General features: G+C 72.5%; 17 protein-coding genes. 10 read left to right on the forward strand and 7 right to left on the reverse strand.

Features of this window, described 5'->3' with window-relative positions:
- The first annotated feature begins 265 nt into the window (after positions 1–265).
- Genes ACZ6ZP_RS09795 through ACZ6ZP_RS09830 form a run of 8 tightly spaced genes read left to right on the forward strand, consistent with a single transcriptional unit; the run spans position 266 to position 15,494 of the window.
- Positions 266–1,558, forward strand: a complete 1,293-nt coding sequence (locus tag ACZ6ZP_RS09795; RefSeq protein ID WP_366462652.1) for an MFS transporter — start codon at positions 266–268, stop codon at positions 1,556–1,558.
- Positions 1,555–4,914: a non-ribosomal peptide synthetase gene (locus tag ACZ6ZP_RS09800; protein WP_469406258.1), complete on the forward strand. Its 3,360-nt coding sequence runs from the start codon at positions 1,555–1,557 to the stop codon at positions 4,912–4,914. The genes ACZ6ZP_RS09795 and ACZ6ZP_RS09800 overlap by 4 nt, the downstream gene beginning before the upstream one ends.
- Complete coding sequence (locus ACZ6ZP_RS09805; protein ID WP_351160839.1) at positions 4,914–5,138, forward strand: MbtH family protein; 225 nt, start codon at positions 4,914–4,916, stop codon at positions 5,136–5,138. The genes ACZ6ZP_RS09800 and ACZ6ZP_RS09805 overlap by 1 nt, the downstream gene beginning before the upstream one ends.
- Positions 5,135–5,380: a hypothetical protein gene (locus ACZ6ZP_RS09810; RefSeq protein WP_469406261.1), complete on the forward strand. Its 246-nt coding sequence runs from the start codon at positions 5,135–5,137 to the stop codon at positions 5,378–5,380. Before ACZ6ZP_RS09805 ends, ACZ6ZP_RS09810 begins: the two co-directional genes overlap by 4 nt.
- A 5-nt stretch (positions 5,381–5,385) precedes the next feature.
- Positions 5,386–6,333, forward strand: a complete 948-nt coding sequence (locus ACZ6ZP_RS09815; RefSeq protein WP_469406262.1) for a TauD/TfdA family dioxygenase — start codon at positions 5,386–5,388, stop codon at positions 6,331–6,333.
- Positions 6,330–8,273 carry a condensation domain-containing protein gene (locus tag ACZ6ZP_RS09820; protein ID WP_469406265.1) on the forward strand — a complete coding sequence of 648 codons (1,944 nt, stop codon included), beginning with the start codon at positions 6,330–6,332 and terminating at the stop codon, positions 8,271–8,273. The genes ACZ6ZP_RS09815 and ACZ6ZP_RS09820 overlap by 4 nt, the downstream gene beginning before the upstream one ends.
- Positions 8,266–14,310 (forward strand): amino acid adenylation domain-containing protein, encoded by a 6,045-nt coding sequence (locus tag ACZ6ZP_RS09825; protein ID WP_469406266.1) that lies wholly within the window; start codon positions 8,266–8,268, stop codon positions 14,308–14,310. The genes ACZ6ZP_RS09820 and ACZ6ZP_RS09825 overlap by 8 nt, the downstream gene beginning before the upstream one ends.
- Positions 14,310–15,494: a methyltransferase domain-containing protein gene (locus ACZ6ZP_RS09830; protein ID WP_469406268.1), complete on the forward strand. Its 1,185-nt coding sequence runs from the start codon at positions 14,310–14,312 to the stop codon at positions 15,492–15,494. Before ACZ6ZP_RS09825 ends, ACZ6ZP_RS09830 begins: the two co-directional genes overlap by 1 nt.
- On the opposite strand, the gene ACZ6ZP_RS09835 is transcribed toward ACZ6ZP_RS09830, so the two are convergent.
- Together ACZ6ZP_RS09835 and ACZ6ZP_RS09840 are read right to left on the reverse strand one after the other, a co-directional pair.
- Positions 15,478–17,316, reverse strand: coding sequence for a non-ribosomal peptide synthetase (locus ACZ6ZP_RS09835; RefSeq protein ID WP_399973720.1), 1,839 nt, complete (start codon positions 17,314–17,316; stop codon positions 15,478–15,480). The two genes, ACZ6ZP_RS09830 and ACZ6ZP_RS09835, sit on opposite strands and share 17 nt — an antisense overlap.
- A gap of 153 nt (positions 17,317–17,469) precedes the next feature.
- Positions 17,470–18,924 (reverse strand): MFS transporter, encoded by a 1,455-nt coding sequence (locus tag ACZ6ZP_RS09840; RefSeq protein ID WP_361461668.1) that lies wholly within the window; start codon positions 18,922–18,924, stop codon positions 17,470–17,472.
- A gap of 135 nt (positions 18,925–19,059) precedes the next feature.
- Here ACZ6ZP_RS09840 and ACZ6ZP_RS09845 point away from each other — a divergent pair, with 135 nt between their 5' ends.
- A complete protein-coding gene (locus ACZ6ZP_RS09845) occupies positions 19,060–19,569 on the forward strand; it encodes a MarR family winged helix-turn-helix transcriptional regulator (protein WP_351160856.1) in 510 nt (169 codons plus the stop codon).
- Here the strand turns inward: ACZ6ZP_RS09845 and ACZ6ZP_RS09850 are convergent.
- Complete coding sequence (locus ACZ6ZP_RS09850; protein ID WP_351160859.1) at positions 19,559–20,410, reverse strand: hypothetical protein; 852 nt, start codon at positions 20,408–20,410, stop codon at positions 19,559–19,561. The genes ACZ6ZP_RS09845 and ACZ6ZP_RS09850 overlap by 11 nt on opposite strands.
- 148 nt (positions 20,411–20,558) lie before the next feature.
- Between ACZ6ZP_RS09850 and fes the strand changes: the two genes are divergently transcribed.
- Positions 20,559–21,836 (forward strand): enterochelin esterase, encoded by a 1,278-nt coding sequence (gene fes / locus ACZ6ZP_RS09855; protein WP_469406271.1) that lies wholly within the window; start codon positions 20,559–20,561, stop codon positions 21,834–21,836.
- Here fes and ACZ6ZP_RS09860 read toward each other — a convergent pair.
- Genes ACZ6ZP_RS09860 through ACZ6ZP_RS09875 form a run of 4 tightly spaced genes read right to left on the reverse strand, consistent with a single transcriptional unit; the run spans position 21,752 to position 26,728 of the window.
- A complete protein-coding gene (locus ACZ6ZP_RS09860) occupies positions 21,752–22,417 on the reverse strand; it encodes a 4'-phosphopantetheinyl transferase family protein (protein WP_383817864.1) in 666 nt (221 codons plus the stop codon). The two genes, fes and ACZ6ZP_RS09860, sit on opposite strands and share 85 nt — an antisense overlap.
- On the reverse strand, positions 22,414–22,617 hold the full coding sequence (locus tag ACZ6ZP_RS09865) for an MbtH family NRPS accessory protein (protein ID WP_361461655.1): 204 nt from the start codon (positions 22,615–22,617) through the stop codon (positions 22,414–22,416). Before ACZ6ZP_RS09865 ends, ACZ6ZP_RS09860 begins: the two co-directional genes overlap by 4 nt.
- The gene (locus ACZ6ZP_RS09870) at positions 22,614–26,501 is read right to left on the reverse strand and encodes an amino acid adenylation domain-containing protein (RefSeq protein WP_469406273.1); all 3,888 of its coding nucleotides are present in this window, start codon (positions 26,499–26,501) and stop codon (positions 22,614–22,616) included. Before ACZ6ZP_RS09870 ends, ACZ6ZP_RS09865 begins: the two co-directional genes overlap by 4 nt.
- A complete protein-coding gene (locus tag ACZ6ZP_RS09875; protein ID WP_351160872.1) occupies positions 26,498–26,728 on the reverse strand; it encodes a phosphopantetheine-binding protein in 231 nt (76 codons plus the stop codon). The genes ACZ6ZP_RS09870 and ACZ6ZP_RS09875 overlap by 4 nt, the downstream gene beginning before the upstream one ends.

A 26,728-nucleotide genomic window follows, 5' to 3' on the forward strand; every position in this document is an offset into this window, starting at 1 on the left:
TGAATGTCGAAGTTCCGCCAGAAGTCTTTGCGCTGAGCAATAGGAACGGTAGACATGGGCGTATGCACAAAAGCGACCCGCAATTTCTCTCCAGGCAAGAGGCGGTTGGGGGTGCGTACAGACGTACCAAGCGAAATTGAATGTTTAGCATGTGTGACGGAGCACCGTCAAGAAGGCGCATCAAGGGGGCTTGATCCAGGCGTCCTTGACGGCCCTCTGGGCGTGTGATCTACTGCCCGTCGGCAGATCTGGATTGGGGGAACCCGTGCCGTCAGGGGAACTGTCCGAGGATCAGGATCAGGCACGGCCGACGGGTACGGAGGGCAGTTCGCCCTCTTTATGGAGCAACCCCGCGTATCGCATTTTCTTAGGCGTTCAGACCCTTTCCGCGCTCGGTGACTCCTTCTCTTATGTCGCGTTGCCGCTGTTGGTGCTGCACAGCACGGGTTCGGTCCTCCAAATGGGTCTCGTCACCGGCCTCACCGGTGTCGCGTCGATCCTGACCGGCCTGTTCGCCGGAGTCGTGGCCGACCGCTTCGACCGCAGACGGCTCCTCATGCTTGCCGACGGGGCGCGCTGCCTGCTCTACCTCGTGATCCCCCTCGCGTGGATCTCCGCGACGCCCGTCTGGCTGATCTACACCGTCGTCCCCATCGCGGGATGCTTCTCGATGCTTTTCCAGGTCACCTACGTGACCGTGGTGCCGGCCATCGTTCAACCGGATCAGATCACCAGGGCCAACGGCCACATGTATGCGACGTACGCGGTCGCCAGCGTCGCCGGACCCGCGCTCGCGGGTTTCGTGGCCTCGTCCGCGGGTCCCGCCGCCGCGATCGGCATCGACTCCGCGACCTTCGCGGTCTCCGCCCTGGGTGTTCTGCTGGTGAAGTTCAACGGCAGGCCGCGCACGTCCGAATCCGCCCAACACGGCTCCATCCGCAACGAGTTCCTGGCCGGCGCGAAGTTCCTGTGGCTGCACCCCGTGCTGCGTCCCCTGACGCTCCTGCTCTCGCTGATCACCTTCCTCATCTACGGCCTGACCGACCTCGTCATCTACCTGGTCAAGGACGAGCTGAACCGCCCGGACACCACGGTCGGCTATGTGCTGACGGCCGGGACGGTCGGCTCGTTCATCGCCTCCGCGGTGGTCGCCCGGGTGCGCCGACGGTTCGCGTTCGGCGCGACCTGGATCTGCGCGTTCTCGGTCGCGGGGTTCGCCGTCGCCGGGATCGGCCTGTCCGGGAGCGTCCCCGTGATCGCCGTCCTGATGACGATCACCCTGATGTGCACCGGCATCGCCGGCATCTCCTCCATGTCGCTGCGTCAGGAAGTGACGCCCAGTCATCTGCTCGGCCGCGTCACGTCCGCCTTCTGGACCATTCACACGGCGCTCGGGCCGATCGGTGCGGCCATCACCACCGCGGCCGCCGCCGGAGCCGGGGTCACCACGATCTGTCTCGTCATCGGTGTCGCCGTCCTGGCCATCGCGCTGACCGGCATGCTGACCGGCATCGCCCGGCCCCACGCCGCCGACCGCCCGGCAGGAGAGGTCGCATGAGCTTCGGCACCCCCGGCACCCGGCCCCTGTCCGGCCCCACGGCGCCGTCGGCGACGGACACGCTCTCCCCGGTCCAGGAGAGCTTCTGGTTCCTGGACCGGATGCATCCCGGCACCGCGCTCTACAACGCGTGCTCGGCGATCCGCCTGAGGGGCCCGCTCGACGCCGGCGCGACCGCCGGCGCCGTGCGGGAGATCGTCCGCAGGCACGACGTCCTGCGCGCGAGCTTCCCGGCCGACGGCGGCGTACCCCGCACCCGCGTCGCCCCCGAACTGCCGCTGGCCACGGCCCTGATCGACCTGACCGGGCTGCGCCCCGAGCACCGCGCCGCCGAGACCCACCGCCTCGCCGAGGAGCACGCGCGACGCCCGTTCGACCTGGAATCCGGCCCTCTGATACGCACGGTCCTGCTGCGCTCGGCCGACGACGACCACACCCTGCTGCTCAACTGGCACCACATCGTCAGCGACGGCTGGTCCCGGCAGGTGTTCCTCGACGAATTCCTCGAACTCGTCGGCGCACAGGCCGAGTTCCGCGAGCCCCACCTGTCCCCGCTGCCCGTTCAGTACGCCGACCTCGTCGCCCGGCGTCGGCACCTGAGCGCCGGCCACCCCGTGTACGACGCCGAACTGGCCTACTGGCGCGCGCGACTTTCGGCACTTCCCGACGTCCGGCGACTGCCCCCGGACCGCACGCCCCCCGGCCGGGCGACGCCTCCCGCTGCCACCGCGCGCCGCACACTCGATCCCGGACTGATGCGTCGCGTAAGGGAGTTGGCCCGCGCCGAGCGCGGCACCCCCTTCATGGTGCTCCTCACCGGCTTCGTGATCGCGCTCTCGCGCCACATGGACCAGGACGATGTCCTGGTCGGCACGCCGAGCGCCCTGCGGGAGGACGTCGACGCCGACCTGCTGATCGGCCCCTTCCTCAACATGCTCGCCCTGCGCACCGACCTGTCGGGCGACCCGACCGTGCGCCAGGCCCTGGCCCGGGTGCGCCAGACCTGCCTGGGGGCCTACGAACACCAGACGGTCTCCTTCCAGGACGTCGTGTCCGCCCTCGACACGGAGCGCGGCGACGGCGACGGCGACGGTCAGTTCTTCGGCGTCACCTTCCAGTACATCGCTGCGCCCTCCACCCGCACCGGACCCGGCGCCCTGACCGCGAGCGCCGAGGAGGTGGACATCGGCGTCGCCAAGTTCGACCTGACCGTCGACGTGTTCGCCGATGAGGAGCGTACGGACGTCCTCGCCCACTACGACAGCGGGCTCTACCGCGCGGAGACCGTCGACGGGCTGCTCCGCCTGTGGCGGTCCGTGCTCGACGACATGACCCGGGACCCGGAACAGCCCGTCGGCCTGACGGGAGCGCTCGGCTCCGAGGACCGCGCGCTGCTGCTCGACGCCGCGACGGGAGTGCCGGTCGCGTCCGACGCGTCCGCCGGGTCCGTCGCAGAAGGCTGCGTGCTCGACGTGTTCGAGCAGTGGGCCGACCGCACGCCCGACGCCCCCGCCTTGGTGCACGGCGACACCCGGCTCACCTACGGCGAACTCGACCGCGCGGCCAACCGCCTTGCCCACCGGCTGCTCGGCGAGGGCGTCACCCCCGGGTCCCGCGTCGGCATCTACATGGAGCGCTCCGCCGAGAGCGTCGTCGCGGTCCTCGCGGTGTGGAAGGCGGGCGCCGCCCATGTGCCGCTCGACCTCGACAGCCCCGCCTCCCGCCGCGCGATGATCGTCGCCGACGCCGGGGTGGAGGTGGTGGTCACCCAGGAGTCGATCGTCGCCGACCTGGCCGGCGATCCCGTACGCAGCCTGGTGGCAGGACCGGACGGCCGTGACCCGAGCGGGGCCGCCCACGCGGACAGCGCCGGCACCCCCGGCACCCGGCCCGAGCGCGACCTCGGCCCTGACAGCCTCTGTTATGTCATGTATACGTCGGGCTCGACGGGGCGCCCGAAGGGCGTCATGGCCACCCACGGATCGCTCCGGCGCATCCAGCTCGCGTGGGAGCACGCCTTCGCCCTGCGCGGCCGCATCCGGGCCCATCTGCAGATGGCCAACTTCAGCTTCGACGGGTACCTCGGCGAGCTCGTCCGCTGCGTCGGGTCCGGCGCCACCCTCGTGGTCTGCCCCCGCGAAACGCTGCTCCTTCCGGCCCGGCTGCTGCGGCTGATGCGCGAGGAGGGCGTCGACGTGGCCGACTTCGTGCCCACGGTGCTGCGGACCCTGGCCGCGCACGTCGCCGAAAACCGCGCCGACCTGGCCTTCCTCAAGCTGCTCATCGTCGGCTCGGACACCTTCCCCGCCGACGAGCTGGCGAGGATCCGCGGGCTGTGCGGACCGGATACAGACGTGGTCAACTGCTACGGGCTGACCGAAGGCACCATCGACAGCACCTACTTCCCCGTCGGCGCCGATGACCACGACACCCGGTGCGTGCTCATCGGCACCCCCCTGCCCGGCACCGAGGCCTATCTCCTCGACGACCGGATGCGCCTGGTGCCCCCGGGTGTGCCCGGCACCCTGTACATCGCGGGCCCCACCCTCAGCCGCGGCTACCTCGGCGCCCCGGGCCGCACCGCCGACGCCTTCGTGCCGCACCCCTTCGCCTCCCGGCCCGGCGAGCGGATGTACCGGACCGGCGACCGCGGCCGCTACCGCCACGGGCCACAAGGCCTGCGCATCGAGTTCCTCGGCCGCCGCGACCACCAGCTCAAGGTGCGCGGCTACCGCGTCGAACTCGGCGAGATCGAGGCCGCGTTCCGCCGTTCCCCGCACGTCCGCGACGCCGTCGTCCTCACCGAGGGGGAGCCGGACGCGAAGCGAGTCCACGCCTACCTCGTACCGAAGGCCGGGCAGGACGGCGTGGACTGGCACGGCGTGCTGCGCGAGCACCTGCCGCTCTACATGCTGCCCGACCGCCTGGTGCTCCTGACCGAGCTCCCGCTCACCCCGAACGGCAAGCTCGACCGCGCCGCGCTTGCGGGAGCCGTCGGCACCGAGGTCGCCCCGCCCGGCACCTCACGGCCGGCCCGCACCCCGGTCGAGCACACCCTGCTCGACCTGTGGCGCACCGCGCTGCGGCGCGCGGACATCGGCGTGAACGACGACTTCTTCAGCCACGGCGGTGACTCACTCATGGTGATGCGAGTGATCGCCGCCGCTCATGACACCTGGGGCGTGGACATCACCGTCCGGGCCTTCTTCCGTGCTTCGACGGTGGCCCGCCTTGCGCCACTGGTCGAGCAGTTGCTCGCCGAGCCCGCCACCGACGGCGGGACGGACGAAGGACCGGGCCGGCTCGACCGGATCGTGCCGGTCGCCCGCCAACGCATCGTGTACGAGGAGGGCTAGTGACGGCTGGACCGCACGGCGGCGACCCGGACGGATACCGGGTGGTCGTCAACCACGAGGAGCAGTACTCGATCTGGCCCGCGGGACGGGAGCGGCCGGCGGGCTGGGACGACACCGGGCACGGCGGGACGCGCGAGGAGTGCCTGGCGTACATCGAGACCGTGTGGACCGACATGCGGCCGCTGAGCCTGCGCCGCCGGATCGAGCGGGAGGCCGCGGGATGACGCCGTACTACCTGGGCTGCCTCCTCGGCGATGTGCGCGGCTTCGCCGGCTGGGCCGCATCGGCGGCCGGGGAACAGCGCGACCTGCCCGATGACACCGTGGTGTACCTGCGCGACGACCTGGCCGTCGTACGGCACCCGGTCCAGGCCGACCAAGGGGTGCTGTGGGAGGCGTCCACGCCGCAGTGGCGTGCCTTCTGCGCCGACGAGCTGCGGTTCGAGCCGGCCGCCGGGCGGGAGTGACGGCCGTGGAGCTGCCCCACGTCATCGAGGCACACGAGGGCGAGAAGCTCCTCGACCGGATCGGCGGGGACCGCACCGCGATACGGCGGCGGCTGCGCACGAACGGAGCCGTCCTGCTGCGCGGCTTCGCGGTCGGCGGGGTCGACGGATTCGAGTCCGCGGTGCGGGAACTGTCCGGCGAGGACCCGCTGCCCTACGAGGAACGGTCATCGCCGCGCAGCACCATCAAGGGCCGGGTCTACACCTCCACCGACTACCCGCCGCACGAAGAGATCTTCTTCCACAACGAGAACTCCTACCGCGTGTCCTGGCCGATGAGCCTGTACTTCTACTGCGTCCAACCGCCGGGCGGCCGCGGGGCGACCCCGCTGTCGGACACCCGTCGTGTGCTGCACGCCCTCGACCCCGCCGTGCGCGAGGAGTTCGAGCGGCGTGGCTGGAAGGTGGTGCGCAACTTCGGCTCCGAGTTCGGGCTGCGCTGGCAGGAGGTCTACGACACCGAGGACCGCGCGCAGGTGGAGCGGTTCTGCGCGGCCAACGGCGTCGACGCCGAGTGGCGCGCGGACGGCAGACTGCGCACGTCATCGGTGCGCGAGGCCGTGCACCGGCATCCGGAGACGGGGGAGGAGGTGTGGTTCAACCACGCCGCGATCTTCCACCTCTCGACGCTGTCGCCGGAGAACCGCGCGGGCATGCTCGAACTGTTCGGCGAGGAGGATCTGCCCAACCAGAGCTACTTCGGCGACGGCGCGGACATCCCGGACGACGTCGTGGCGCACGTGCGCGACTGCTACCGCTCGGCGGCCACCCGGTTCGACTACGTCCGCGACGACGTCCTGGTCGTCGACAACATGCTCACCGCGCACGGCCGCGAACCCTTCACCCGCCCCCGTACGGTCGCCGTCGCCATGGCCGAGGCGGTCGCGGCGGCCGGGCAGAGGCGTCCGGCATGACGGGCCGCACCGTCTCCGCCCTGGTGAGCGACGCGTCGTACGCCCAGGCCAGGATGTACTTCCTCGACGAACTGGCCGACCGGGCCGGGGTGTTCACGGTCGCCCGCGTCCTGGACCTGGACGGTGACGTCGACCCGGTGTCCCTGGCCGCGGCGGTGCGCGCATGCGTCCGCCGCCACGAGAGCCTGCGCACCTGCTTCCGCGTCCTCGACGGACAGCTCCGCCAGATCGTCACCGACGACGAGCCCGCGCCGCGCACCCTCGATCTGCGTGCCCTGCTCGGGCGGGACACCCCGGTGGACGAGCGGGAACTGGTCGCGGGGCTGGCCCGTCAGGAGGCCGCCGAACCCTTCGACCTGCGGCGGGTCCCGCTGCTGCGGACCACGCTGATCCGGCTCACCGACCGGCGGTCCGTCCTGCTCGTGACGCTCCATCACATCGTGGCCGACGCCTGGTCGCTCGACCTCTTCCTGCGGGAACTGTGGGCGCTGTACCGGGCCCATGTCGCCGGGGCCCCGCACGAGCTGCCCGAACTCCCCTTGCAGTACGCGGACTTCGCGGCCTGGCAGCGGCGAGCCGAGGCGTCCGGCGGCCACGACCGGCTCATCGCCCACTGGCGCGAGCGCGTCCGCGACCTCCCCGACCTCGTCCTGCCCACCGACCGACCGCGGCCCGAACAGCGGTCCTACCGGGGCCAGGAGCTCTCCGTCCCGCTCGACGACCACCTCGCGGACCGGCTGAACGACCTGTGCCGGGAGGAGGGAGCGAGCCTGTTCATGGCACTCCTCGCCGGCTTCTACGTCGCCCTGCACCGCTACAGCGGTCAGACCGACCTCGCCGTGGGCGGCACCACGTCCGGCCGCGCCCGCCCCGAGACCCAGAACGTGATCGGCTCCTTCGTGAACATGGTGGTCCTGCGGACCCTGGTGCGCGACGACCACACCCTGCGTGACGTGCTGCGAGCCACCGCGGAGACCTGCCACGACGCCTACGAACACCAGGACCTGCCCTTCGAGCGGCTGGTGGCCGCGCACGGCGGGGACCGGCGGGCCAACCGAAACCCCCTGTTCCAGATCGTGTTCCAGATGATCGTCGAACCGGACGACGATCTGTCCGTACCGGGGCTGCGCGTCCGGATGCGCGAAGCGGCCACCACCGTGACCACCTTCGACCTGGTGTGCACCGTCGCGAACACGGCCGGCCGGCTGTCGGCGACCCTGGATTACGCGACCGAGCTGTGGGACAGGGACACCGTCGCCGCCCTGGGCCACGCCTGGCGGCGGGCCCTGCGCGAGCTGGCCGAGCGGCCCGACCGCGCCGTGCGGGACCTCCCCCTGGCCGAGGAGCGGCGCTACGCCCCGGGCGCGTTGCCGGACGAGCTGCGCCGGACGGAGGCCCTCGCGGACCTGCCCGCGGATGCCGAGCTGAGCGTCCGCGACCCCTACGGCCATCCCGCGCCGCAGGGAGCGGTCGGTGAACTCCTGCGCCACGACCGGCCCGAGGCTCCCGGCGTCCCCGCGCGGCCGACCGGAGTCGCGGTGCGGTCGGACGGGAGCGGCCGGCTCATGGCCGCCCCCTCCCGGGACGCGACCCCGGCCCTTGGCCCGTCACCGGCCGCCGACCACACCGAACCCGTGGGCTCCATGGAGCGTGCACTCGCCGCCCTGTGGGAGGAACTCCTCGGCCGGTCCGGGATCGGACGGCACGACAACTTCTTCCGGCTCGGCGGCCATTCGCTCCTGGCGACGGTGCTCATCACCCAGGTCCAGGAGCGCTACGGCGCCGACGTGACCCTGGAGGCGTTCTTCCGCGTGCCCACCCCCGCGGGTCTTGCCGAGGCCGTCGCCGCCGCGTCGGACACCGCGGGGAGCGAGGGCGCGCAGGCGGACGAACTGGCCGCGCTCGTGGCCGCCCTGGAGCGACAGGAGGACCATGCCTGAAGCCGATCTCGCCGAGCGGATCCAGAACCTCGGCGCGAAGAAGCGCGCGGAACTGCTCCGGCAGCTGAGCGAACGCGGCATCACCCCGCCGCTGAGCCTGTTCGCCGGGCCCACCGAGGGCGACGCGCCGGTGTCGTCGGCCCAGCGGCGCATCCTCTTCCTGGGCGCGCTCCAGCCGGAGAGCTCCGGCTACACCAGCGTGAACCCCTTCCGGCTCACCGGGCGACTCGACCCGGCCCTGCTCCGCCGCTGCCTCGACGAGATCACCGCCCGGCACGAGATCCTGCGCACCGCGTTCCCCACGGTCGACGGCGTCCCCGTGCAGCGCGTCCTGGATGCCGTACGCGTCCCGCTGCCCGTCGTCGACCTGCGCGCACTGCCGCCCGCACGGCGGGCGGCCGAGGCGGACCGCCTCATCGAGGCCGAGCACGGCGTCCCCTTCGACCTGGCGGCCGCCCCGCCCGCGCGGTTCCGGCTGCTGCGGCTGTCCGCCGAGGAGTCGGTGCTCCTCTCGGTGTTCCACCACGTCGCCGTGGACGGCTGGTCCCTCGCCGTCCTCGGCCGCGAACTGACCGCACTGTACGAGGCGTTCGCACTCGGTCTGCCGAGCCCTCTGCCGCCCTTGCCGGTGCAGTACGGCGGTTACGCCCGCTGGCAGTCCGTCCGCGAGGGCGGCGAGGAGATCCGGCGGCAACTGGCCTACTGGGAAACACACCTCAGCGGCGCCCCCGACCGGCTCGACCTGCCCACCGACCGGCCCCGGCCACCCGTGCAGAGCCACCGGGGGGCCACCCACCATTTCGTGGTCGGCGCGGGGCTGACCGAGTCCTTGCGCGAGCTGGGGGTGCGGCACGGGGCCACCCTCCACATGACGCTGCTCGCCGCGCTCTCCACCGTCCTGCACCGCTACAGCGGGCAGGACGACATGCTCATCGGCGGGGCCGTCGCCAACCGGCGGCAGAGCGAACTGCACGACCTGGTGGGCTTCTTCGCCAACTCGGTGCTGTTCCGCACGCGCCTCGACGGCGACCCCGGCTTCGCGGACCATCTGGCCCGGGTGCGACAGACCTGCCTGGAGGCGCACGCCCACCAGGACGTCCCGGTGGACCTGATCGCCCAGCGTCTGTTCCCCGAGCGCGATCTCGCGCGCAACCCGCTGTACCAGGTCAATTTCACGCTGCACAACACGCCGCCCGTCGCCGGTGACCCTTCCGGCCTGACGGTGACGCTGCTGGACACGGCCACCGAGTCCTCCCGCTTCGACCTCGACTTCAACATCCTGGAGACCGACGAGGGACTCGACTGCCTGGTCGACTACGCCACCGACCTCTTCGACGCCACCACCGTCGGCCGCATCTGCGACTCACTCGGCGAAGTGCTCTGTGCCGCGGTCACCGACCCCGAACAGCGCCTGTCCGCGCTGCCGGTGCTGTCCGCGCGCGAACTGCGGCGGATCGTCCACGAGTGGAACGACACCGGCACCGGTTCCTGCGACACGCCCCTGCACGAACTGGTCGCGGCCCAGGCAGCCCGTACCCCCTACGCGGTCGCCGTGTGCGGGGCGGACCGCACCTTGACGTACGAAGAGCTCGACGGCGCGGCGAACCGGCTCGCCCACCACCTGCGGGACGCCGGGGCCCGCCCCGGCACCGTGGTGGCCGTCCTGATGGCGCACGGCCCCCACACGGTGACCGCGCTGCTCGCGATCCTCAAGACCGGCGCCGCCTACGTCCCGCTCGACCCCACCCACCCGCCGTCCCGGACGAACGCCATGCTCGCCGACAGCCGGGCCGCCGTCCTGCTCGCGGACGACGGCTTGCCCACCGAGGTGGACCCCGCCGGCGCCCGCGTCGTCCGGCCCGCCGCCGAAGCCGACGCGATCGCGCGACGGCCCGCACACGCACCGGACGTGCGGGTGTCGGCGGACGACCTGATCTACCTCATGTTCACCTCGGGCTCCACGGGCCGGCCCAAGGCTGCCCTGCTCACCCACCGCAACATCGTCAACTACCTCCTGTGGGCCAAGGACCACTACCGCGCGGCCACGGGAACAGGCGTACCCGTGCACTCGCCCCTCGCCTTCGACCTGACCGTGACGAGCGTCTTCGCGCCGCTGCTCGCCGGACAGCGCGTGCTGCTCCCGGCACCGGCCGCCGACGACACGCCCGACGCCGCCCTGCGCGACCTGCTGGCGGACGCCGCCGACCTGAGCTTCGTCAAACTGACGCCCTCCCACCTGAGACTGCTCGAACAGGCAGCGGACGGCGCGCCGCTCGCTCTGCCCGCCCGGACGGTCGTCCTCGGCGGCGAGGGCCTGCACGAGGACGCCCTGTCCGCGCTGCGCGCGGGCTCACCGGCCGCGCGGATCATCAACGAGTACGGACCCACCGAGACCGCCGTGGCCTGCACCGCCTTCGAGGCGGCGAGCGGCCAGGAGGCGGGCGGCACGGAGGCGGACATCGCGCGGGCGGCGGGCGGCGGGGACCGGGTGCCGATCGGGCGGCCGATCGCCAATGTCCGCGTCCACGTCCTGGACGAGGCGCTGCGCCCGGTGCCGGTCGGCGTGCCGGGCGAGGCCTGCGTCGGCGGTGCCGGAGTGGGCCAGGGCTACTGGAGCCGGCCCGCGCTCACCGCGGAACGCTTCGTGCCCGACCCCTTCGGCACGGTCCCGGGCGCCAGGCTGTACCGCACGGGAGACCTGGTCCGGCTGCTGCCCGGCGGCGAGCTCGAGTACCTCGGCCGACGGGACGAACAGGTCAAGGTGCGGGGCCACCGGCTCGAACCCGCCGAGGTCGAGGCCGCGGTGCGCAGCCACCCCGAGGTGCGGGACTGTGCCGTCGAGGTGGTGCGACGCGCACCGGGCGACGAGCGGATCATCGCCTTCGTCTGCCTGCGGGAGGGTGCCCGCAGCGAGGGGAACTGGGACGGCGACCGCGTCGAGGAGTGGCGCCGCCTGTACGAGACCACGTACGGAGACCTGCCCGCGGACGGCGGTGCCTCCTTCAACCTCGCCGGCTGGCTCAGCAGTTACACGGGGCGGCCCCTGGACGAGGCGCAGATGCGTGGCTGGCTGGACGAGACGCTCCGGCGCCTCAGGGCCCTGCGGCCCCGCGACGTCCTGGAGATCGGCAGCGGCACCGGCATGATCCTGCTCAACCTGCTGGATGCGGCCAGGAGTTACCGGGCCACCGACCTATCGGCCGCCGCCGTCGCCCACGTACGGAGCGCGGTGGACGCCATGGGCCTACCGCCCGGCAGGGTCGAGGTCCGGACGGCCCCCGCACACCGGAGTATCACGCGACCAACGGCGGCCCCGGCGCCCGACACCGTGGTGCTCAACTCGGTGGTCCAGTACTTCCCCTCGGCCGGTTACCTCCTGGACGTGCTGCGGCAGGCCGTCGACGCGGTACCGGACGGCGGCCACGTCTTCCTCGGCGATCTGCGCAGCCTTCCGCTGCTCGACCTGTTCCACACGTCCGTCCAGGTGCACCGGGCCCCCGCGAACATGCGCCTCGGCGAACTGCGCTCCCGTATCCGCCGCCAGAGCGCCCTCGACCCCGAACTGTGCGTCGATCCACGGCTGTTCGACGAGGTCGCGGCTCGCTGGCCCAGGATCGCGCGGGTCCGCGTCCTGCCCAAGCGGGGCCGCGACGACAACGAACTCAGCCACTACCGCTACGACGTCGTCATCACGGTCGGCCCCAGGCCGCCCGCGCCGGAGCCCACCGGCACGGTGCTCGACTGGGCCACCTCGCCCCTGGCCCCCGGCGAGCTGCTGGACCTGGTCGAGCGGGAGCGCCCCGAGCGCCTGCGCCTCGCCGGGGTGCCCAACGCCCGGCTGAGCGGGGCGCTCGCCCTGCGCGACCTCATCGAGGAGCGTGCGCCGTCCTCCTCCGTGGGCGAGCTCCGTGCCCGCGCCAGCGCCCTGCCCCCACAGGGCTGCGCGCCCGAGGACTGGTGGGAGCTGGCGGAGCAGGGCGCGTACGAGGTGGAGCTGAGCTGGCTGGACGGGCGGTCCGACGGCGCCTACGACGTGACCCTGGTGCGCCGTGCGGCCGAGGGCTCCGGGCTCCCGGCCACGGCGACGCACCCCCACGCCACGGAGCGCCGCACGACGCCCGGCGCCGAGCCCCCCGCCGCCGAACCCTTCGACGCACGGCATCACACCAACGACCCGCACTGGCGCAGGGCCTGCGCGATGGCCGTCCCGGACATCGACGCCCACGTACGGAACTGGCTGCCCGAGCCGCTCCTTCCGGCGCACTACGTCCCGATGCCCGAACTCCCGCTCACCCCGAACGGCAAGACGGACCGCACCGAACTGCGCCGGCTCGCGGCGGACCCCGCGGTCGTGGAGCGGGCCGTGTGGACCGTGGCAGGCCGGGAGCTCACCGGCACCGAGCAGGTGGTCGCCGACATCTGGCGCGAGCTGCTCGACTGCGGTGACGTCACGCCCGGCGACGACTTCTTCGGTCTCGGAGGGCACTCCCTGCTCACCCTTCAGGTCGTCTTCCGCCTGCGCAAGCGCCTGGACGTCGCCCTGCCCGCGCGCGCCCCGTTCGACCACCGCACCCTCGCCGAACTGGCCGCCTGCGTCGACGCGTTGCGCGAGCCCGAGGCAGGTTCCGGGCCGCCGCCGCTCACCGCCGTGCCGCGCACCGGGGTGCTGCCCGCCTCGTGCGCGCAGGAACGCCTGTGGTTCATGGACCAGTTGAACCCGGGCGACCTCCGGTACAACGTCCCGGTCTTCGACCGGATCCACGGCCCGCTCGACGTTCGCGCGCTCTCCCGGGCCCTCGACGCGCTCGTCGCCCGGCACGAGGTGATGCGGACCCTGATCACCGCGCCCGACGGAGTGCCCCGGCAGGAGATCCGGCCGCCCGAGCCGGTGCCCTGCCCGCTGGTCGACCTCAGCGCCCTGCCCCGGGCCGCACGGGAGACGGAACTGGCGCGGCTGGTCCGGGCGGAGTACCACCGCCCCTTCGACCTGGCCCGGGGGCCGGTCCTGCGGGCGCATGTGGTGCGCCTCGCGCCGCGGGACCACGCCTTTCTGCTGTCCCTGCACCACATCGTCCACGACGGCTGGTCGCTCGGCCTCTTCAACGCCGAACTCGCCGCTTTCTACGAGGCCTTCGCCGAGGGCCGCGAGCCCGAGCCGGTCGCGCCACAGGTCCAGTACGCCGACTACGCCCTATGGCAGCGGCGGATGCTGGACGACGGCCACCTGGACGACCAGCTCGCCTACTGGAGACGCAGGCTGGCCGGCGTCACGGAGCTGCCGCTGCTGCCCACGGACCACCCACGCCCCGTGCGGCCCACCGGCAGCGGCCGACTGCTCCCGGTCGTGATCCCGGCGGAGACCGTGGCGGAGATCCGGCGGCTGTGCCGCGAGTCCGGGGCCACTCCGTTCGCCGTGCTGCTCACCGCGCTCGGCGCGGCCCTGTGCGCCCGCACGGGGGAGCGGGAGGTCACCGTCGGCACCGATGTCGCGGGCCGCACCGCCGCCGAGACACAGGAGATGCTCGGCTTCTTCGTCAACCAGCTGGTGCTCCGCATCGACCTCGCGGGCGAGCCGACCTGGCGGGAGCTGCTGGGCCGGGTGCACGGCACGGTGCTCGAAGCGCTCAGCCATCAGGACGTGCCCTTCGAACGGGTCGTCCAGGCGCTCAACCCGCCCCGCAGCCGCCGGCACAGCCCGCTGTTCCAGACCAAGCTCGTGCTGAACAACACGCCGGGACGGTCGGGCATGGAGATACCGGGGCTGAGGATCGCACCGGTCCCGGTCGGCCTCGACACCACCAGGTCCGACGTGGCGCTGATCCTCCAGGAGAGCCAGGAGAGCCAGGAGAGCCAGGAGAGCCAGGAGAGCCAGACGGACGCGGACGGTGAGATCACCGGGTTCCTCGAGTACAGCACCGAGCTGTTCGAGGAAGCGACCATGACCGAACTGCTCGACGAATTCGTCGGCACCCTCAACTCCCTGACCCGGAACCAGCCCCCCACCCTGACCGACGATCCGGGGGCCGGTGCCGCCTGATGAAGAGACTCGCCCTCCCCGACGGCAGCCGGGCCGCGTTCGACGCGGGCCTGGCCCTGTTCGAGACGGGAGACCACCGCGCGGCGGTCGGCCCGCTCCAGAAGGCTGCTGAGGACCCTCGGCTGCGGGCCCGCGCCCTGTACCTGGTCGGGGAGTGCTTCCAGCACCTCGGAGCCCAGTCGGCCGCGGCCATCGCCTATCAGCAGGCGGCACTGAGCGGCCCCGGGGACGACGACAAACGCCTGCTGTACGAGAGCGCGCGGGCCCTGCGGGAGGAGGGCAGACACGCCGAGGCCGCCGACCGCTTCGAGACGCTGCTCGCCTGGGACGCCACGTACGAGGATGCCTGGAAGCTGCATGAGGACAGTCGCAGCTGCGCCGGCCCGGCCGTCCCGTCCTCCGCGCTCGTCAGGGACCTGGAGGCGCGGGGTCTGCTCGGGAACTCCGACTCGCGGATCGCGGCCTACGACGCTCTGTTCTACGTCCAGTTCGACCACACCGGCCTGCACGACAGCATCAAGAAGCGTCTCGAACTGGTGCAACTGCTCACCGCCGTCGGGGATGCCGTCGGGGACGTCACCGCGGTGGCCACCTCGCTCGACGTCGGCAGCGGCACTCTGCGCTACCCCCAGGTGCTCGACCGGTACGGGGTGCGGTCGTACGGGATCGACCTCAGCGACGCGGGAATCCGGGTCTGCGTGGACGAACGCTGGGCCCGCCGGTTCGCCGTCGCCGACGGCACCGCGATGCCCTTCCGCGAGGGCAGCTTCGACCTGGTCACGTGCATGATGGGCACGGTCAACCACCTGTCGGCGGCCCAGCGCGAGCGCTTCCTCGCCGAGGCGTTCCGGACGCTGCGGCCCGGTGGGCTCCTGGTGGTGAGCGCGTGGGACCCCGCCTGCCGCTTTCAGACGTTCCTGTCCTTCTACTCACCGGCGGAGATGGCCCAGCTGCGGTCACGGCTGACCGAACGGGAGCTGCTGCGCGTGGAGTTCACGGAGGCGGGCTTCGCGGAGGCGCGCGCCACGCCGTTCTGCACGTCGCCGGACTGGCAGGTGACGGGGGCCGGCGCGGCGGGGACGAACGCCGACCATCTGGCGCGCCTCGTGGACCTCGACCGGGACCGCACGGCACACGATCCGACGGCCGTCGGCCAGATGTTCCTGCTCACCGCGCGCCGCTGACCTCCGCCCCGCGCAACGCGTCCGCGAGGCTGTCCGCCGTGAGGAACCGCACGCTGCGTACGGTGATCCCCTTCCGTCGGCAGGCGGTGGCGAGCTTCATCGCCGTGATCGAGTCCCCGCCCAGGTCGACGAAGTTGTCGCCGGGCCGGACTCCGCGCACTCCGAGAACGCGCTCGCACAGGGCGCACACCTCACGCATCAGCCCGTCGCGCTGTCCGGCTTCGGATTCCCCCGCAGCCCGGTCGGCGGACGCCGGAGCCTGCTTCTCGAACAGGTCCTGCAGGAGCCCCCGGTCGAGCTTGCCGTGCCGGGTGAGCGGCAGCTCGGCGAGGGCGGAGAAGTGCTGGGGGATCATGTACGGCGGGAGGGACGCGGCGAGTTCGGAGCGCAACCGCCCGAAGTCCGGTCCCGAAGGGCCGCTCGCGTCCAGGACCACGAACGCGCCAAGCACGCTGCGTGGCTCGCGGGCCTTCAGCACCACCGCCGCGCGGACCCCCTCCACCGCGCACAACCGCGCCTCGATCTCCGCGACTTCCACCCGATGGCCGCGGATCTTCACCTGCCCGTCGGCCCGGCCCACGACGACGGGACGGCCCCGCGAGTCGAGCCGGACCAGATCTCCCGTGCGGTAGAAGCGTCCGGCGCCGTCGGGCAGCACGCCGAACGCCTTGTCCGTGGCGTCGGGCAGGTTGAGATAGCCGCGGGCCACGCCCGCCCCGCTGATCACCAGCTCGCCGACCCCGTCGGCCGCCCGGCGCTCGTCCACGTGGTCGACGGTCACCCGCGTACGCGGCAGGGGGTGGCCGATCGGCAGCGGATCGTCCGGCGCGTACTCCCCGGCGTGGAACCCGGCGGTGGCGTCCAGGCGCAGGAAGCAGCGGCCCACCACGGTCTCCGTCGGCCCGTAGTGGTTGTAGACGACCGAGTCGGGGAAGAGCCGCCGCAGGGCCGCGAGATGGCGGGCGCGCAGGATCTCACCGCCGACGACGAACCGCCGCGGCCCGCGCAGCCCGTGCCGGTCGCCCAGGCGTGCCGTGAGCATCTCGATGTGCGAGGGGGTCAGGCGCACCAGGTCGATGTCCGGGTTCTGGACGGCCGTCGCGAGATCCTCGGCCTCCTGCTCGCGCGGGGCCAGATGGAGGGTGCCGCCGGTGACCAGCGGCAGGAAGAAGCTCGTCAGGGAGAAGTCGAAGCCGAGCGGCGTATGCAGATACGTGTCGACCGGCGCTCCACCGGAGAACTCGGACACCGTCCAGCCGACGTAGTTCGAGAGCCCGGAGTGTTCCACCGCCACGCCCTTGGGGCGCCCGGTGGAGCCGGAGGTGTACAGCACATAGGCGAGCCGTGCGGGGTCCGGCGCGTCCGGCCGGGCGGGGGCGTGCTTCGGCGGCGTGGCGCTCGTGGGGCGAAGAGGCACGGTCCGCACCTCTTCGCCCGTAGGCAGACGCTCGTGCCCGGTATCGGTGACGGCGAGTTTCATGGCGGTGTCGCGCACCATGAACGCCAGCCGTTCCGTGGGTAGATCGGTGCCCAGCGGCACATAGGCGCCGCCCGCCCGCAGTATGGCGAGGAGACCGATGACCAGGCCGGGCGAACGGTCCGCGAAGAGCCCGACCGTCTGCTCCGGACCGACTCCGTGCCCCAGGAGCTCCTCGGACAAGCGGACGACTCCGGCATGCAGTTCCCCGAACGTCATCCGGACGTCGCCCTGCACCACGGCCGTGCAGTCGGGCCGCCGTTGCGCCTGCCCGGCGAACCACTCGTAGACGGAGGGAGGGAACTCGTCGTCCTGCGAGGCTTCCTGATCCACCGTCACGGTCATGGCCGGCTCCGTTCGCAGTTCCGGGACGAGTATCCGCGCGCAGACGCATCGAGTGACAGCCGCAGAAATGCTAGAGGTGCGGCCGCGGTCCCACAACAGGCCCGCGGCCGTTCACCGGTTCACCCCTGTCACACCGCCGATCAGCGGCGTATTTCAGGCCGTGGCTTCGGACGCCGGGCGCGGATCGGTGGCGGTCTCGGTGTCGGGACCGGCCACCACCTCGCGTACGGGAATGAACGCGGCCACCACGGCAGCCGCGAGGCCCACCCCGCAGCCCATCAGCATCGCGGCCCGGAAGCCGTTCTCCGAGGGCAGGAAGTGGCCGCCGAAGTCCGTCGTCATCTGGGCCAGGACCACGCCGATCACGGCTGCCGCCGCGGAGCTGCCGATCGAGCGCATCAGGGTGTTGAAGCTGTTGGCCGAGGCGGTCGCCGACTGGGGGACGGCGCCCATGATCAGGGCGGGCATGGCGCCGTACGCGAGGCCGACGCCCGTGTTGCAGATGAGCGTCACCACCAGCAGGCCCCAGGTCGACCCCATCAGGAGCAGGGAGGAGCCGTAGCCGAGCGAGATGACCAGGGCTCCGACCGACAGTGTGACCTTGGGGCCGCGGGCGGCCGAGAGCTTGGCGCCGAGCGGGGCCAGGGCCATCATCATCAGGCCCGCCGGGGCCATCCACAGGCCCATGGCCATCATCGACTGGCCCAGGCCGTAACCGGTGGCCTCCGGAAGCTGGAGGAGCTGCGGGACCACCAGCGACTGGGCGTACATCGCGAAACCGACCAGGACCGAGGCCACGTTCGTCATCAGGACCTGCGGGCGTGCGGTGACGCGCAGGTCGACCAGCGGCTCACTACTGCGCAGCTCCCACCGGCCCCAGGCCAGCAGGACGACGACCGCGGCGGCGAACAGGCCGAGCGTGGTGCCGCTCGTCCAGCCCCAGTCGGAGCCCTTGGACACGGCGAGCAGCAGGCAGACGAGACCGGTGCCCAGGCCGACCGCGCCGAGCACGTCGAAGCGGGCCGTGCCGGAGCCCGTCCGTCCCGCGGGCACGAAGAGCCAGGCCAGGACGGCGACCAGCAGGCTCAGGGCGGCGGCGACCCAGAACAGCACGCGCCAGCTGGCGTTCTCGGCCACCGCCGCGGAGAAGGGCAGGCCGAGCGCGCCGCCCACGCCCATGGACGCGCTCATCAGGGCGATGGAGGAGCCGAGCTTCTCCGGGGGCAGCACGTCACGCAGGAGGCTGACGCCCAGCGGCACCACGCCCATGCCCAGGCCCTGCAAGCCCCGGCCGACGATCATCGGCACCACGGAGGAGGACAGCGCGCAGACCACCGAGCCCGCGACGAGCGGCACCACGGAGACGAGCAGCATGCGCCGCTTGCCGTACATGTCGCCGAGCCGCCCGGCCACGGGTGTGGCCACCGCCGCCGAGAGCAGCGTGGCCGTGATCACCCACGAGGCGTTCGACGGGCTGGTGTCGAGCATGGCGGGCAGGTCGCCGATCAGGGGCACCACCAGCGTCTGCATGATCGCGGCCACGATGCCCGCGAGAGCGAGTACCCCGACGACGCGCCCAGGGCGGACATCGGGCTTCGAGCTGACCACAGACTTCTCCCTCGGTTATCCGGGCGCCCACGGACGGCTTCCAGGCGGCTTCCGGACGATCGCGCGACCTGATGGCGACGCGATATGCATGATGCATACGACATGCATGATACACATACCGAGTACGATGACTCCATGGACAATCCCGGTCGTCGCATCGACAAGCCCCTAGGCCGCCCGGACAAGCCTGTTCGACAGGTCGAATTCGAGACGATGCTGCTCGGACGGCACTCGCACCTGTTCAATCCCCGCACGCGCTCGTCCGGCGGACGCCTGGACCGCAGTGCCTACATCCTGCTCAGCCGCATCCAGATGGACGGTCCGATGTCCATCGGCCAGCTCACCGACGCCTTCGGTCTCGACGCCTCCACCCTCAACCGGCAGACCGCGGCCATGATGCGCGGCGGACTCGTCGAGCGCATCCCCGACCCCGACGGCGGCATGGCCCGCAAGTTCCGCATCTCCGCCGAGGGCACGCGGCAACTCGACGCCGACCGGGCCGAGTACACCCAGGGCCTGGAGAAGGTCCTGGGCGACTGGTCACGGGAGGACGTGGCGACGTTCGCCGGGTTCCTCCAGCGCTTCAACACCGACATCGAGCGCCTGGAGGGGCATCCCTGGCCGCGTCCCCGGGCTACTTCTTGAGCCCGTCCATCGCCGCGCGGGTGTCGGACGTCAGCATCTCCTCGACCTCCGCCGCGGTCGGCGGCTCGGCCTTGTCGTCCGTGCCGCCGTACGAGCTCCAGTGCATCTGGTACGTGAACCAGCCGTCGCGCACGGCAAGGGTCATGCCGTTCAGGTCGTCCGCGTCCGTGCCGCTCGTCTCGGTCACCAGGAACGCCTCGTCCCCGATGCCGCTCACGGCCTTGGTCTTGTAGCTGTACGCCTTCTGCGACTGGTCCTCGTAGGCCTTCTGCTCCGAAGCGAAGTCGCCCGCCGGGTCGGTGGCCTTGTGCCACCGGGCGGTGGAGTAGACGAAGGTGCTCGAATAGGAGTCGGCGTCCGCGTCCGGGTCCTTGAGCTTGCGGCTGCAGTAGCCCTGGTCGAACGCCTTCTGCCGGGAGCCGTAGTTCGTGGTCGACGCGGTGTCCAGGTCGATCTCGTACTTCTTCTGGAAGGCGTCCAGCGGGGAGACGTCGCAGAGGTTCTTCGTGTACTGGTAACCGCCGAGGTCCGCCTTCGCGTCGCCGCCGCCGGAGCCGCTGTCGGAGCCGAGGTCGCCGGTGGCGAACAGCGCTCCCGCCCACAGGGCCGACGCGACCACGACGCCGCCGATTCCCCACACCCAGCCCGGCGTGGGCCTGCGCGGCCCTGCCGGGGGAGCGGGCGGGGCGGGCGGCTGGCCGTACGGGCCCGGCTGTTGGCCGTAGGGGCCCGGCGGCTGGCCGTAGGGCTGAGGCGACACCCCGCCCGGGGGCTGCTGGTAGGGATTCGGGGTCTGCTGGTACGGATTGGGCTGGTTGGGCTGCGGGTTCGGTATCGACATAGGCGGCAATGTACCGGTGGCCCCGGGGCAGGCGACTCGGCCATGCCCTGGTCGGCGCAGGGGGCGCCGACTCAAGTAAGGTCACCCTTAGCCATGTGTGCGCAGGAGCAGTGAACGTCTGCGCAGCGAACCCCTGGAGGCTCCCCCCATGCCGCTCACCGCTCCTCCCGACGGGGCCACCCGTCGGCCGCCCCGCATCCCGCGACCGCGCCCCGTCGAGCGCGCGGAGAGTGCGTGGCTGGAGCGGGCCGTGGAGCGCGGCGACTTCTGGGGCGACGTGCGGGCCTTTGGCGGGACGCCGGTCGTCGAGCCCGACCCGCAGGGCGACGACGGGCACCGGGTGGTCACCTTCCTGTGGCGCGGCACGGACGCGACCCGCGCCGTCCTCGTCATGCCGAACAAGATCGTCGACCCGCGTGACATGACCCCCAACCTGATGGAGCGGGTGCCGGGCACCGACATCTGGCACTGGTCGATCCGGATGCGCGCCGACTGGCGAGCGACCTACAGCCTGTGCGTGGACGAGGGGGACGGACCGCAGGAACAAGGCGCCTACTGGCCCTGGCTGCGACAGCAGCAGCGCACCGACCCGCTCAACGCGCGCACCCTCACCCGGCGTTGGGGCGGCGTCCCCGTCTCGTACGTCGAGCTGCCGCAGGCGCCGACCGGCGACGACTGGCAGCGCCGCGACGGCATCGCGCGCGGCACCGTCACCACCCACTCCGTCCGCAGCGAACTGCTCGGCAACGAACGGCGCGTGCATCTGTACGAGCCGCCGGGCGGCGGGCGCGACCTGCCCGTCCTGGTCCTGATGGACGGCGAGATGTGGCAGCCGGGCCTGGATGTCGCGGCGCTCCTGGACAACCTCGTCGCCGACGGCCGCATCCCGCCACTCGCCGCCCTGCTCCCCGAATCCCTCGGCGCCGACCAGCGCTGGGCCGAACTCGCCTGCAACGAGCGGTTCGTCGGGTTCCTGGAGACCGAACTGCTGCCCTGGGCCGGCGAGCGGCTGTCCCTGACCGGCGATCCGGCCCGGACCGTCGTCGCGGGCCAGAGCCTCGGCGGCCTCACCGCCGCGTATGCGGGAGTGATCGCGCCGGGGCGGTTCGGCCGCGTCCTCGCACAGTCGGGGTCCTTCTGGTGGCCCGACGGGCCCGACCTGGAGCGCTCCGAGTGGCTGACCGGACGCATCGCGGCGAGCGAGAGGCTGCCGGTGCGGTTCTGGCTCTCGGCCGGCGAGCAGGAGTGGGTCGCGCTGCCCGCCATGCGCAGGCTGCGCGCCACCTTGCGGGAGAAGGGGTACGACGACGCCGTGTACCGCGAGTTCAACGGCGGGCACGACTACCTGTGCTGGCGCACCGAACTCGCGGACGGACTCGTCGGGCTGCTCGGCGCCGAGTCCGCGACGGACACCGCCGCCGCATAGCCCTCGGGCACGGCCACGTCCCGTACTGTCCAGCCCGGGACGGCGAGGGGCGTGCGCCCCGTCCCCACCAGCAGCGACGCCATCCCGTCACCGGCGAGGCCCTCACCCGTCCCCTTGAGGCACGCCTCCTTGCGGGTCCAGCAGCGGGCGAAGGCCAAAGGCCGCTCCCCATCAGGGAGTTCGGCCAGTTCGGCCCGCTCCCGGGGATGCAGGGACGCCGCCACGTCGGCCAGCACGCCCGCGGACGGCAGCTTCTCGACGTCGGCGCCGACCGGCCGGTCCGCGAAGGCGAGCAGCGCCAGGCCGTCGGTGTGCGAAAGCGAGAAGTGCGGGCCCGCCCCTCCGGCCACGGCGGGACGGCCGTGCGGACCGCCGCAGAGCGGGCACGGCAGCCGTACCAGCTCCACCGCCGCCGGATCGACGCCGAGGCGCGCGCCGAGCCGCCGGCGCAGCTCGGAGTGTGCCGCCGCGTACAGCTCCCGGTCCGCGGGGCGCCGCAACGCCGCCGCCCGGCGCCGCTCGTCGGCGTCCAGGAGCGACACGTCGAGCGGGGCCGGGCGGACCAGGTGGAGCTCCGTCACGCGGGCGGTTCCTGGAGGCGGGCCACACAACGGCCGTACGTCTCCGGTCCGTACACCGCCGTCCAGCCCTCGGGCGCGTGGCGGAAGACCGGCCACAGGGAGTACTCGCCGAGCGCGTTCTCCAGGACCAGGTGGGTCGGCTCGGTGTCGGTTCCGGTGCCGGTGTCGACCGCGTCGAAGGGGCCGGGTGTGCTCGTCATGCGTGGTCCAGCTCCTTGAGACGGGCGGCGAGGACGGCACAGACCTCGTCGAGACGGCGCGGCTGGGTCAGCTCCGGGTGCAGGCAGTCCACGTCGTGGTTGCTGATCGAGCCGCTGACGTACGGCGCCCAGGCCTCCCTGGTCAGCCAGTCCTCCGCGCGCGGCGCGGAGGCCGTGAAGAACAGCGCGTCGCCGTCGAACGCGCGGTGCTCGTGCTCGCGCATCAGGCGGGCGTTGTTGACCACGATGTCGAGGACCGCCGTCAGCGTCCGGTCGGGAAGCCCCGCCAGGGCGCTGCCCTCGCGCTGGAGCGTCGCCAGGACGTCCTCGCGGGTCAGCTCGTCCGTCAGGTCGTAACCCGCCATCCGCAGCAGCGCCTTGAGGGCGTCCGCCTCCGCCGGGACCGCCGCGTCGCGCCACTGGTCGGACGGATAGGCGTCGAGCAGCGCCAGCAACTCGACCTCCTCGCCCGCCTCCTGGAGCAGTACGGCGACCGTGTGGGCGAGGACGCCGCCCACCGACCAGCCGAGCAGCCGGTAGGGGCCGTGCGGCCGGACGGCCCGCAGGGCGTCGACGTACTCGGCCGCCATCTCCTCCATCGTGGCCGGGAGTCCTCCCTCGCCGTGCAGCCCGCGCGCCTGGAGGCCGTACACCGGCTGGCCGGGATCGAGCCGCGAGAGCAGCCCCGAGTAGCACCAGCTGATGCCGCCGGCCGGGTGGAACGCGAACAGCGGGGTGCGGTCGCCGCCCGCGCGCAGCGCGAGCAGCACGTCCAGGGCGTGGTCGGCGTCGCTGTGGTCCGCGTCCAGGTGGGCGGCGAGCGCCGCCGGGGTCTGCGCCTGGAAGAGCGAGCCGATGGTGAGCCGGGCGCCGAGCGTGTCGCGGACCCGGGCGACCAGGCGGGCCGCCAGGAGCGAGGTGCCACCGAGGTCGAAGAAGGCGTCGTCCACGCCGAGTTGGGGCACGCCGAGGATCTCGGCGAAGAGCCGGGTGAGCGTCTCCTCGCGGTGGCCGCCGGGCGCCCGGCCGCCGTCGCCGGACCCCTCGAAGGCGGGGGCGGGCAGGGCGCGCCGGTCCAGCTTGCCGTTCGGGCTGAGCGGGAAGTCGTCCAGGACGACGATCGCGCCCGGCACCATGTAGTCGGGCAGCGTGCGGGCCAGCCGGGTCCGCAGCTCCTCGGGGTCGGGCACGATTCCGGTGTCGGAGGGCGTCACGTACCCCACGAGCCGCTGATCGCCCGGCCGGTCCTCGCGGACCAGGACGCTGGCCGCTCCCACCGCCGGATCGGCGGCCAACTCGGCCTCGATCTCGCCCAGTTCGATGCGCAGGCCGCGCAGCTTCACCTGGTGGTCGGTGCGGCCCAGGTACTCGATCTCGCCGTGCTCGGTCCAGCGCGCCAGGTCGCCCGTGCGGTACATGCGGGTGCCGGGCGGGCCGTACGGATCGGCGACGAAGCGGGACGCGGTCAGCTCGGGCCGCCCCAGATACTCGGCTGCCAGCTGCGTCCCCGCCAGGAACAGCTCGCCCTGGATGCCGGGCGGGCACGGCTGGAGCGCCGCGTCCAGGACGTACAGGCGGGTGTTCCAGACGGGCCTGCCGATCGGCACCGGGCCCGTCGCGCCGGTGGCGCACGGGTGGTACGTCACGTCGACGGCGGCCTCGGTCGGGCCGTACAGATTGTGCAGCGGCACGCCGTCGAGCACACGCCCGAACTCCCGCACCGTCTCGCGCGGCAACGCCTCGCCGCTGCAGAAGACGTGCCGCAGGCCCGCGCAGTCAGCGGCGGCGGGCTCGGACAGGAACACCTGGAGCATCGACGGCACGAAGTGGCAGACGGTGACGTCCTGTTCGCGGATGACGCGCGCGAGGTACGCCGGGTCCTTGTGGCCGCCCGGCTCGGCGACGACCAGCGTCGCACCCACCCGCAGCGCCCAGAAGAACTCCCACACCGAGACGTCGAACCCGGACGGCGTCTTCTGCAACACCCGGTCACCGGCGGTAAGTTCGTACTCGGCCTGCATCCAGCGCAGCCGGTTGTCGATCGCCGAGTGCGGCACGACGACGCCCTTGGGGCGGCCCGTCGACCCGGACGTGTAGATGACGTAGGCGGGGTGGTGCGGGGTGAGCGCGCGCGGTGGGTCGTACGTGCCGTACGGCGTCGTGTCCAGGCGGTCCAGGGCAACGAGCGGCACACCCGACGCGGGCACCCGGTCGGCGCGGTCGGCGATCACGCAGGCAGGGCCCGCGTCGTCCAGCATGTACGCGAGGCGGTCCGCCGGGTAGTCCGGGTCCAGGGGCAGATAGGCGCCGCCCGCCTTGAGCACGGCCAGGAGCGTGACCACCAGGTCCAGGGAACGGGGCACGGCGACCGCCGCCAGCGCGCCCGGACGTACGCCCACCTCGATGAGGTGGTGGGCGAGCCGGTTGGCGCGGGCGTTCAGCTCGGCGTAGGTCAGCTCCTGGTCGCCGAAGACCAGGGCGGTGGCGTCCGGGGTGCGGACCACCTGACCCTCGATCGGGCCGATCAGGGTGGTGGGCGGCACCGGATGCGCCGTGGCGTTGAACTCGTCGACCACCAGGGAGAGTTCGATGCGGCGCGCGATCGTGTGCTCGGCCAGCGGGGTGTGCGGTCCCGCCTCCGCGATGCGCTCCAGGAGCTCCATGAACCGCGCCTGGTGGACGCCGAGTTCGTCCGGCTCGTACAGGGCGGGGTTGCCGTCGTAGTCGATGCGCAGGCCGCTGCCGTCGGCGCGGTCGTAGACGTTGACCGTGAGGTCGTCGACCGGGCCCGCCGACAGGTTGTGGGCGTCGGTGCGGGCGCCCGCGAAGGTCAGGCCGTAGTCGAACGGCATGACATTGATCAGCGGTCCGACCAGCGAGCGGCCCTCGCCGAGCAGGCCCAGGTCGCGGCGGATGTCCTCGTAGCGGTAGCGCTGGTGGCGGCGGGCGGCACGGATGCCGAGCACCACCTGCCGGGTCAGCTCGGCGAAGGTCGCCCGCGGGGTCACGGTGAGCCGCAGCGGCAGCACGTTCATCACCATGCCGGGCACGCGAAGCGCCACCGAACCCATGCGGCCCATCATCGGCAGGCCGAGCACCACCTCGGCGGAGCCGGTGGCCCGCGAGACGTACAGGGCCTGCGCGGCGACGAGCACCTCGGGCCAGGTCGCCCGCATCGAGGACGCCGACTCCCGCAGCCGGGACGTCGCCTCGGGGGAGAGGCGGGCGCTGCGGCGGTGGAAGGTGCGCGACGGCAGCGCGGTGCGCCCCGCCAGGTTGGGGGCGTCGGGCCGGTCGGCGAAGGCGCCGTCCCAGTGGCGGCGGTCGGTGTCGAACGCCTCCGACGCGCGGTACGCGGTGTCCTCGGCGACCAGGTCCTCAAGACGCCCGAAGGGGCTCTGGCCGGGCGACTCGCCCGCGGCCAGCGCGGTGTACACCTCTGCGGTGCGCCGCGCGAGCAGCGAGTAGCCGAAGCCGTCCATCACGATGTGGTGCACCCGCTGGTACCACAGCCAGCGCTCGTCGCCGACGCGGAACAGCGCGTGCGCGAACAGCGGCCCGGCCGCCAGGTCGAACGGCGTGGCCAGGTCCTCGCGCATCCACGCCCGCGCCTCGGCGTCCGGGTCGGGCGCGGCGCGCAGGTCGCGCACCTTCAGCGGCAGCGTCGGGTCGACGACCTCCAACTGCTGTGGCCCGTCGGCCCCTTCGATGATCCGTACGCGCAGGGCGTCGGCCTCGGACACCACCTGACGCAGCGTCCGCGCGAACAGCGACGGGTCGACGGGACCGTGGATCTCCAGGCACTCGGCCGTGTTCTGGGCCGGGCTGCCGGGGTCGAGCGCCTGCGCGAACCACATGCCCGACTGGGCAGCGGTGAGCCTCATGCCGAGGCTCCCAGAATCGGCGCCCAGGCCTCGATGGCGGGCTGCTCGGCCAGGTCCACGAAGGTCGCGGTGATCTCGTGCTCGCGGCGCCAGCGCTCGATGAGCGACATGATGCGCACCGAGTCAAGGCCGTAGTCGACGAGGTTCTCGTCGAGGGGGATGTCGGCCGGGTCCTCGCCGAGCACATCGGCGACGTCGGCCCGTATGAGTTCCACGCTGAGCGCCAT

The organism is Streptomyces sp. NPDC054047 (assembly GCF_055585065.1).

Excerpts from the sequence above, each read along its gene's own strand:
- ACZ6ZP_RS09800 (WP_469406258.1), top strand. The coding sequence starts at position 1,555 with ATGAGCTTCGGCACCCCCGGCACCCGGCCCCTGTCCGGCCCCACGGCG.
- ACZ6ZP_RS09810 (WP_469406261.1), top strand. The coding sequence starts at position 5,135 with ATGACGCCGTACTACCTGGGCTGCCTCCTCGGCGATGTGCGCGGCTTC.
- ACZ6ZP_RS09820 (WP_469406265.1), top strand. The coding sequence starts at position 6,330 with ATGACGGGCCGCACCGTCTCCGCCCTGGTGAGCGACGCGTCGTACGCC.
- ACZ6ZP_RS09825 (WP_469406266.1), top strand. The coding sequence starts at position 8,266 with ATGCCTGAAGCCGATCTCGCCGAGCGGATCCAGAACCTCGGCGCGAAG.
- ACZ6ZP_RS09830 (WP_469406268.1), top strand. The coding sequence starts at position 14,310 with ATGAAGAGACTCGCCCTCCCCGACGGCAGCCGGGCCGCGTTCGACGCG.
- ACZ6ZP_RS09835 (WP_399973720.1), bottom strand. The coding sequence starts at position 17,316 with ATGACCGTGACGGTGGATCAGGAAGCCTCGCAGGACGACGAGTTCCCT.
- ACZ6ZP_RS09845 (WP_351160856.1), top strand. The coding sequence starts at position 19,060 with ATGGACAATCCCGGTCGTCGCATCGACAAGCCCCTAGGCCGCCCGGAC.
- ACZ6ZP_RS09850 (WP_351160859.1), bottom strand. The coding sequence starts at position 20,410 with ATGTCGATACCGAACCCGCAGCCCAACCAGCCCAATCCGTACCAGCAG.
- fes (WP_469406271.1), top strand. The coding sequence starts at position 20,559 with ATGCCGCTCACCGCTCCTCCCGACGGGGCCACCCGTCGGCCGCCCCGC.
- ACZ6ZP_RS09865 (WP_361461655.1), bottom strand. The coding sequence starts at position 22,617 with ATGACGAGCACACCCGGCCCCTTCGACGCGGTCGACACCGGCACCGGA.
- ACZ6ZP_RS09870 (WP_469406273.1), bottom strand. The coding sequence starts at position 26,501 with ATGAGGCTCACCGCTGCCCAGTCGGGCATGTGGTTCGCGCAGGCGCTC.
- ACZ6ZP_RS09875 (WP_351160872.1), bottom strand. The coding sequence starts at position 26,728 with ATGGCGCTCAGCGTGGAACTCATACGGGCCGACGTCGCCGATGTGCTC.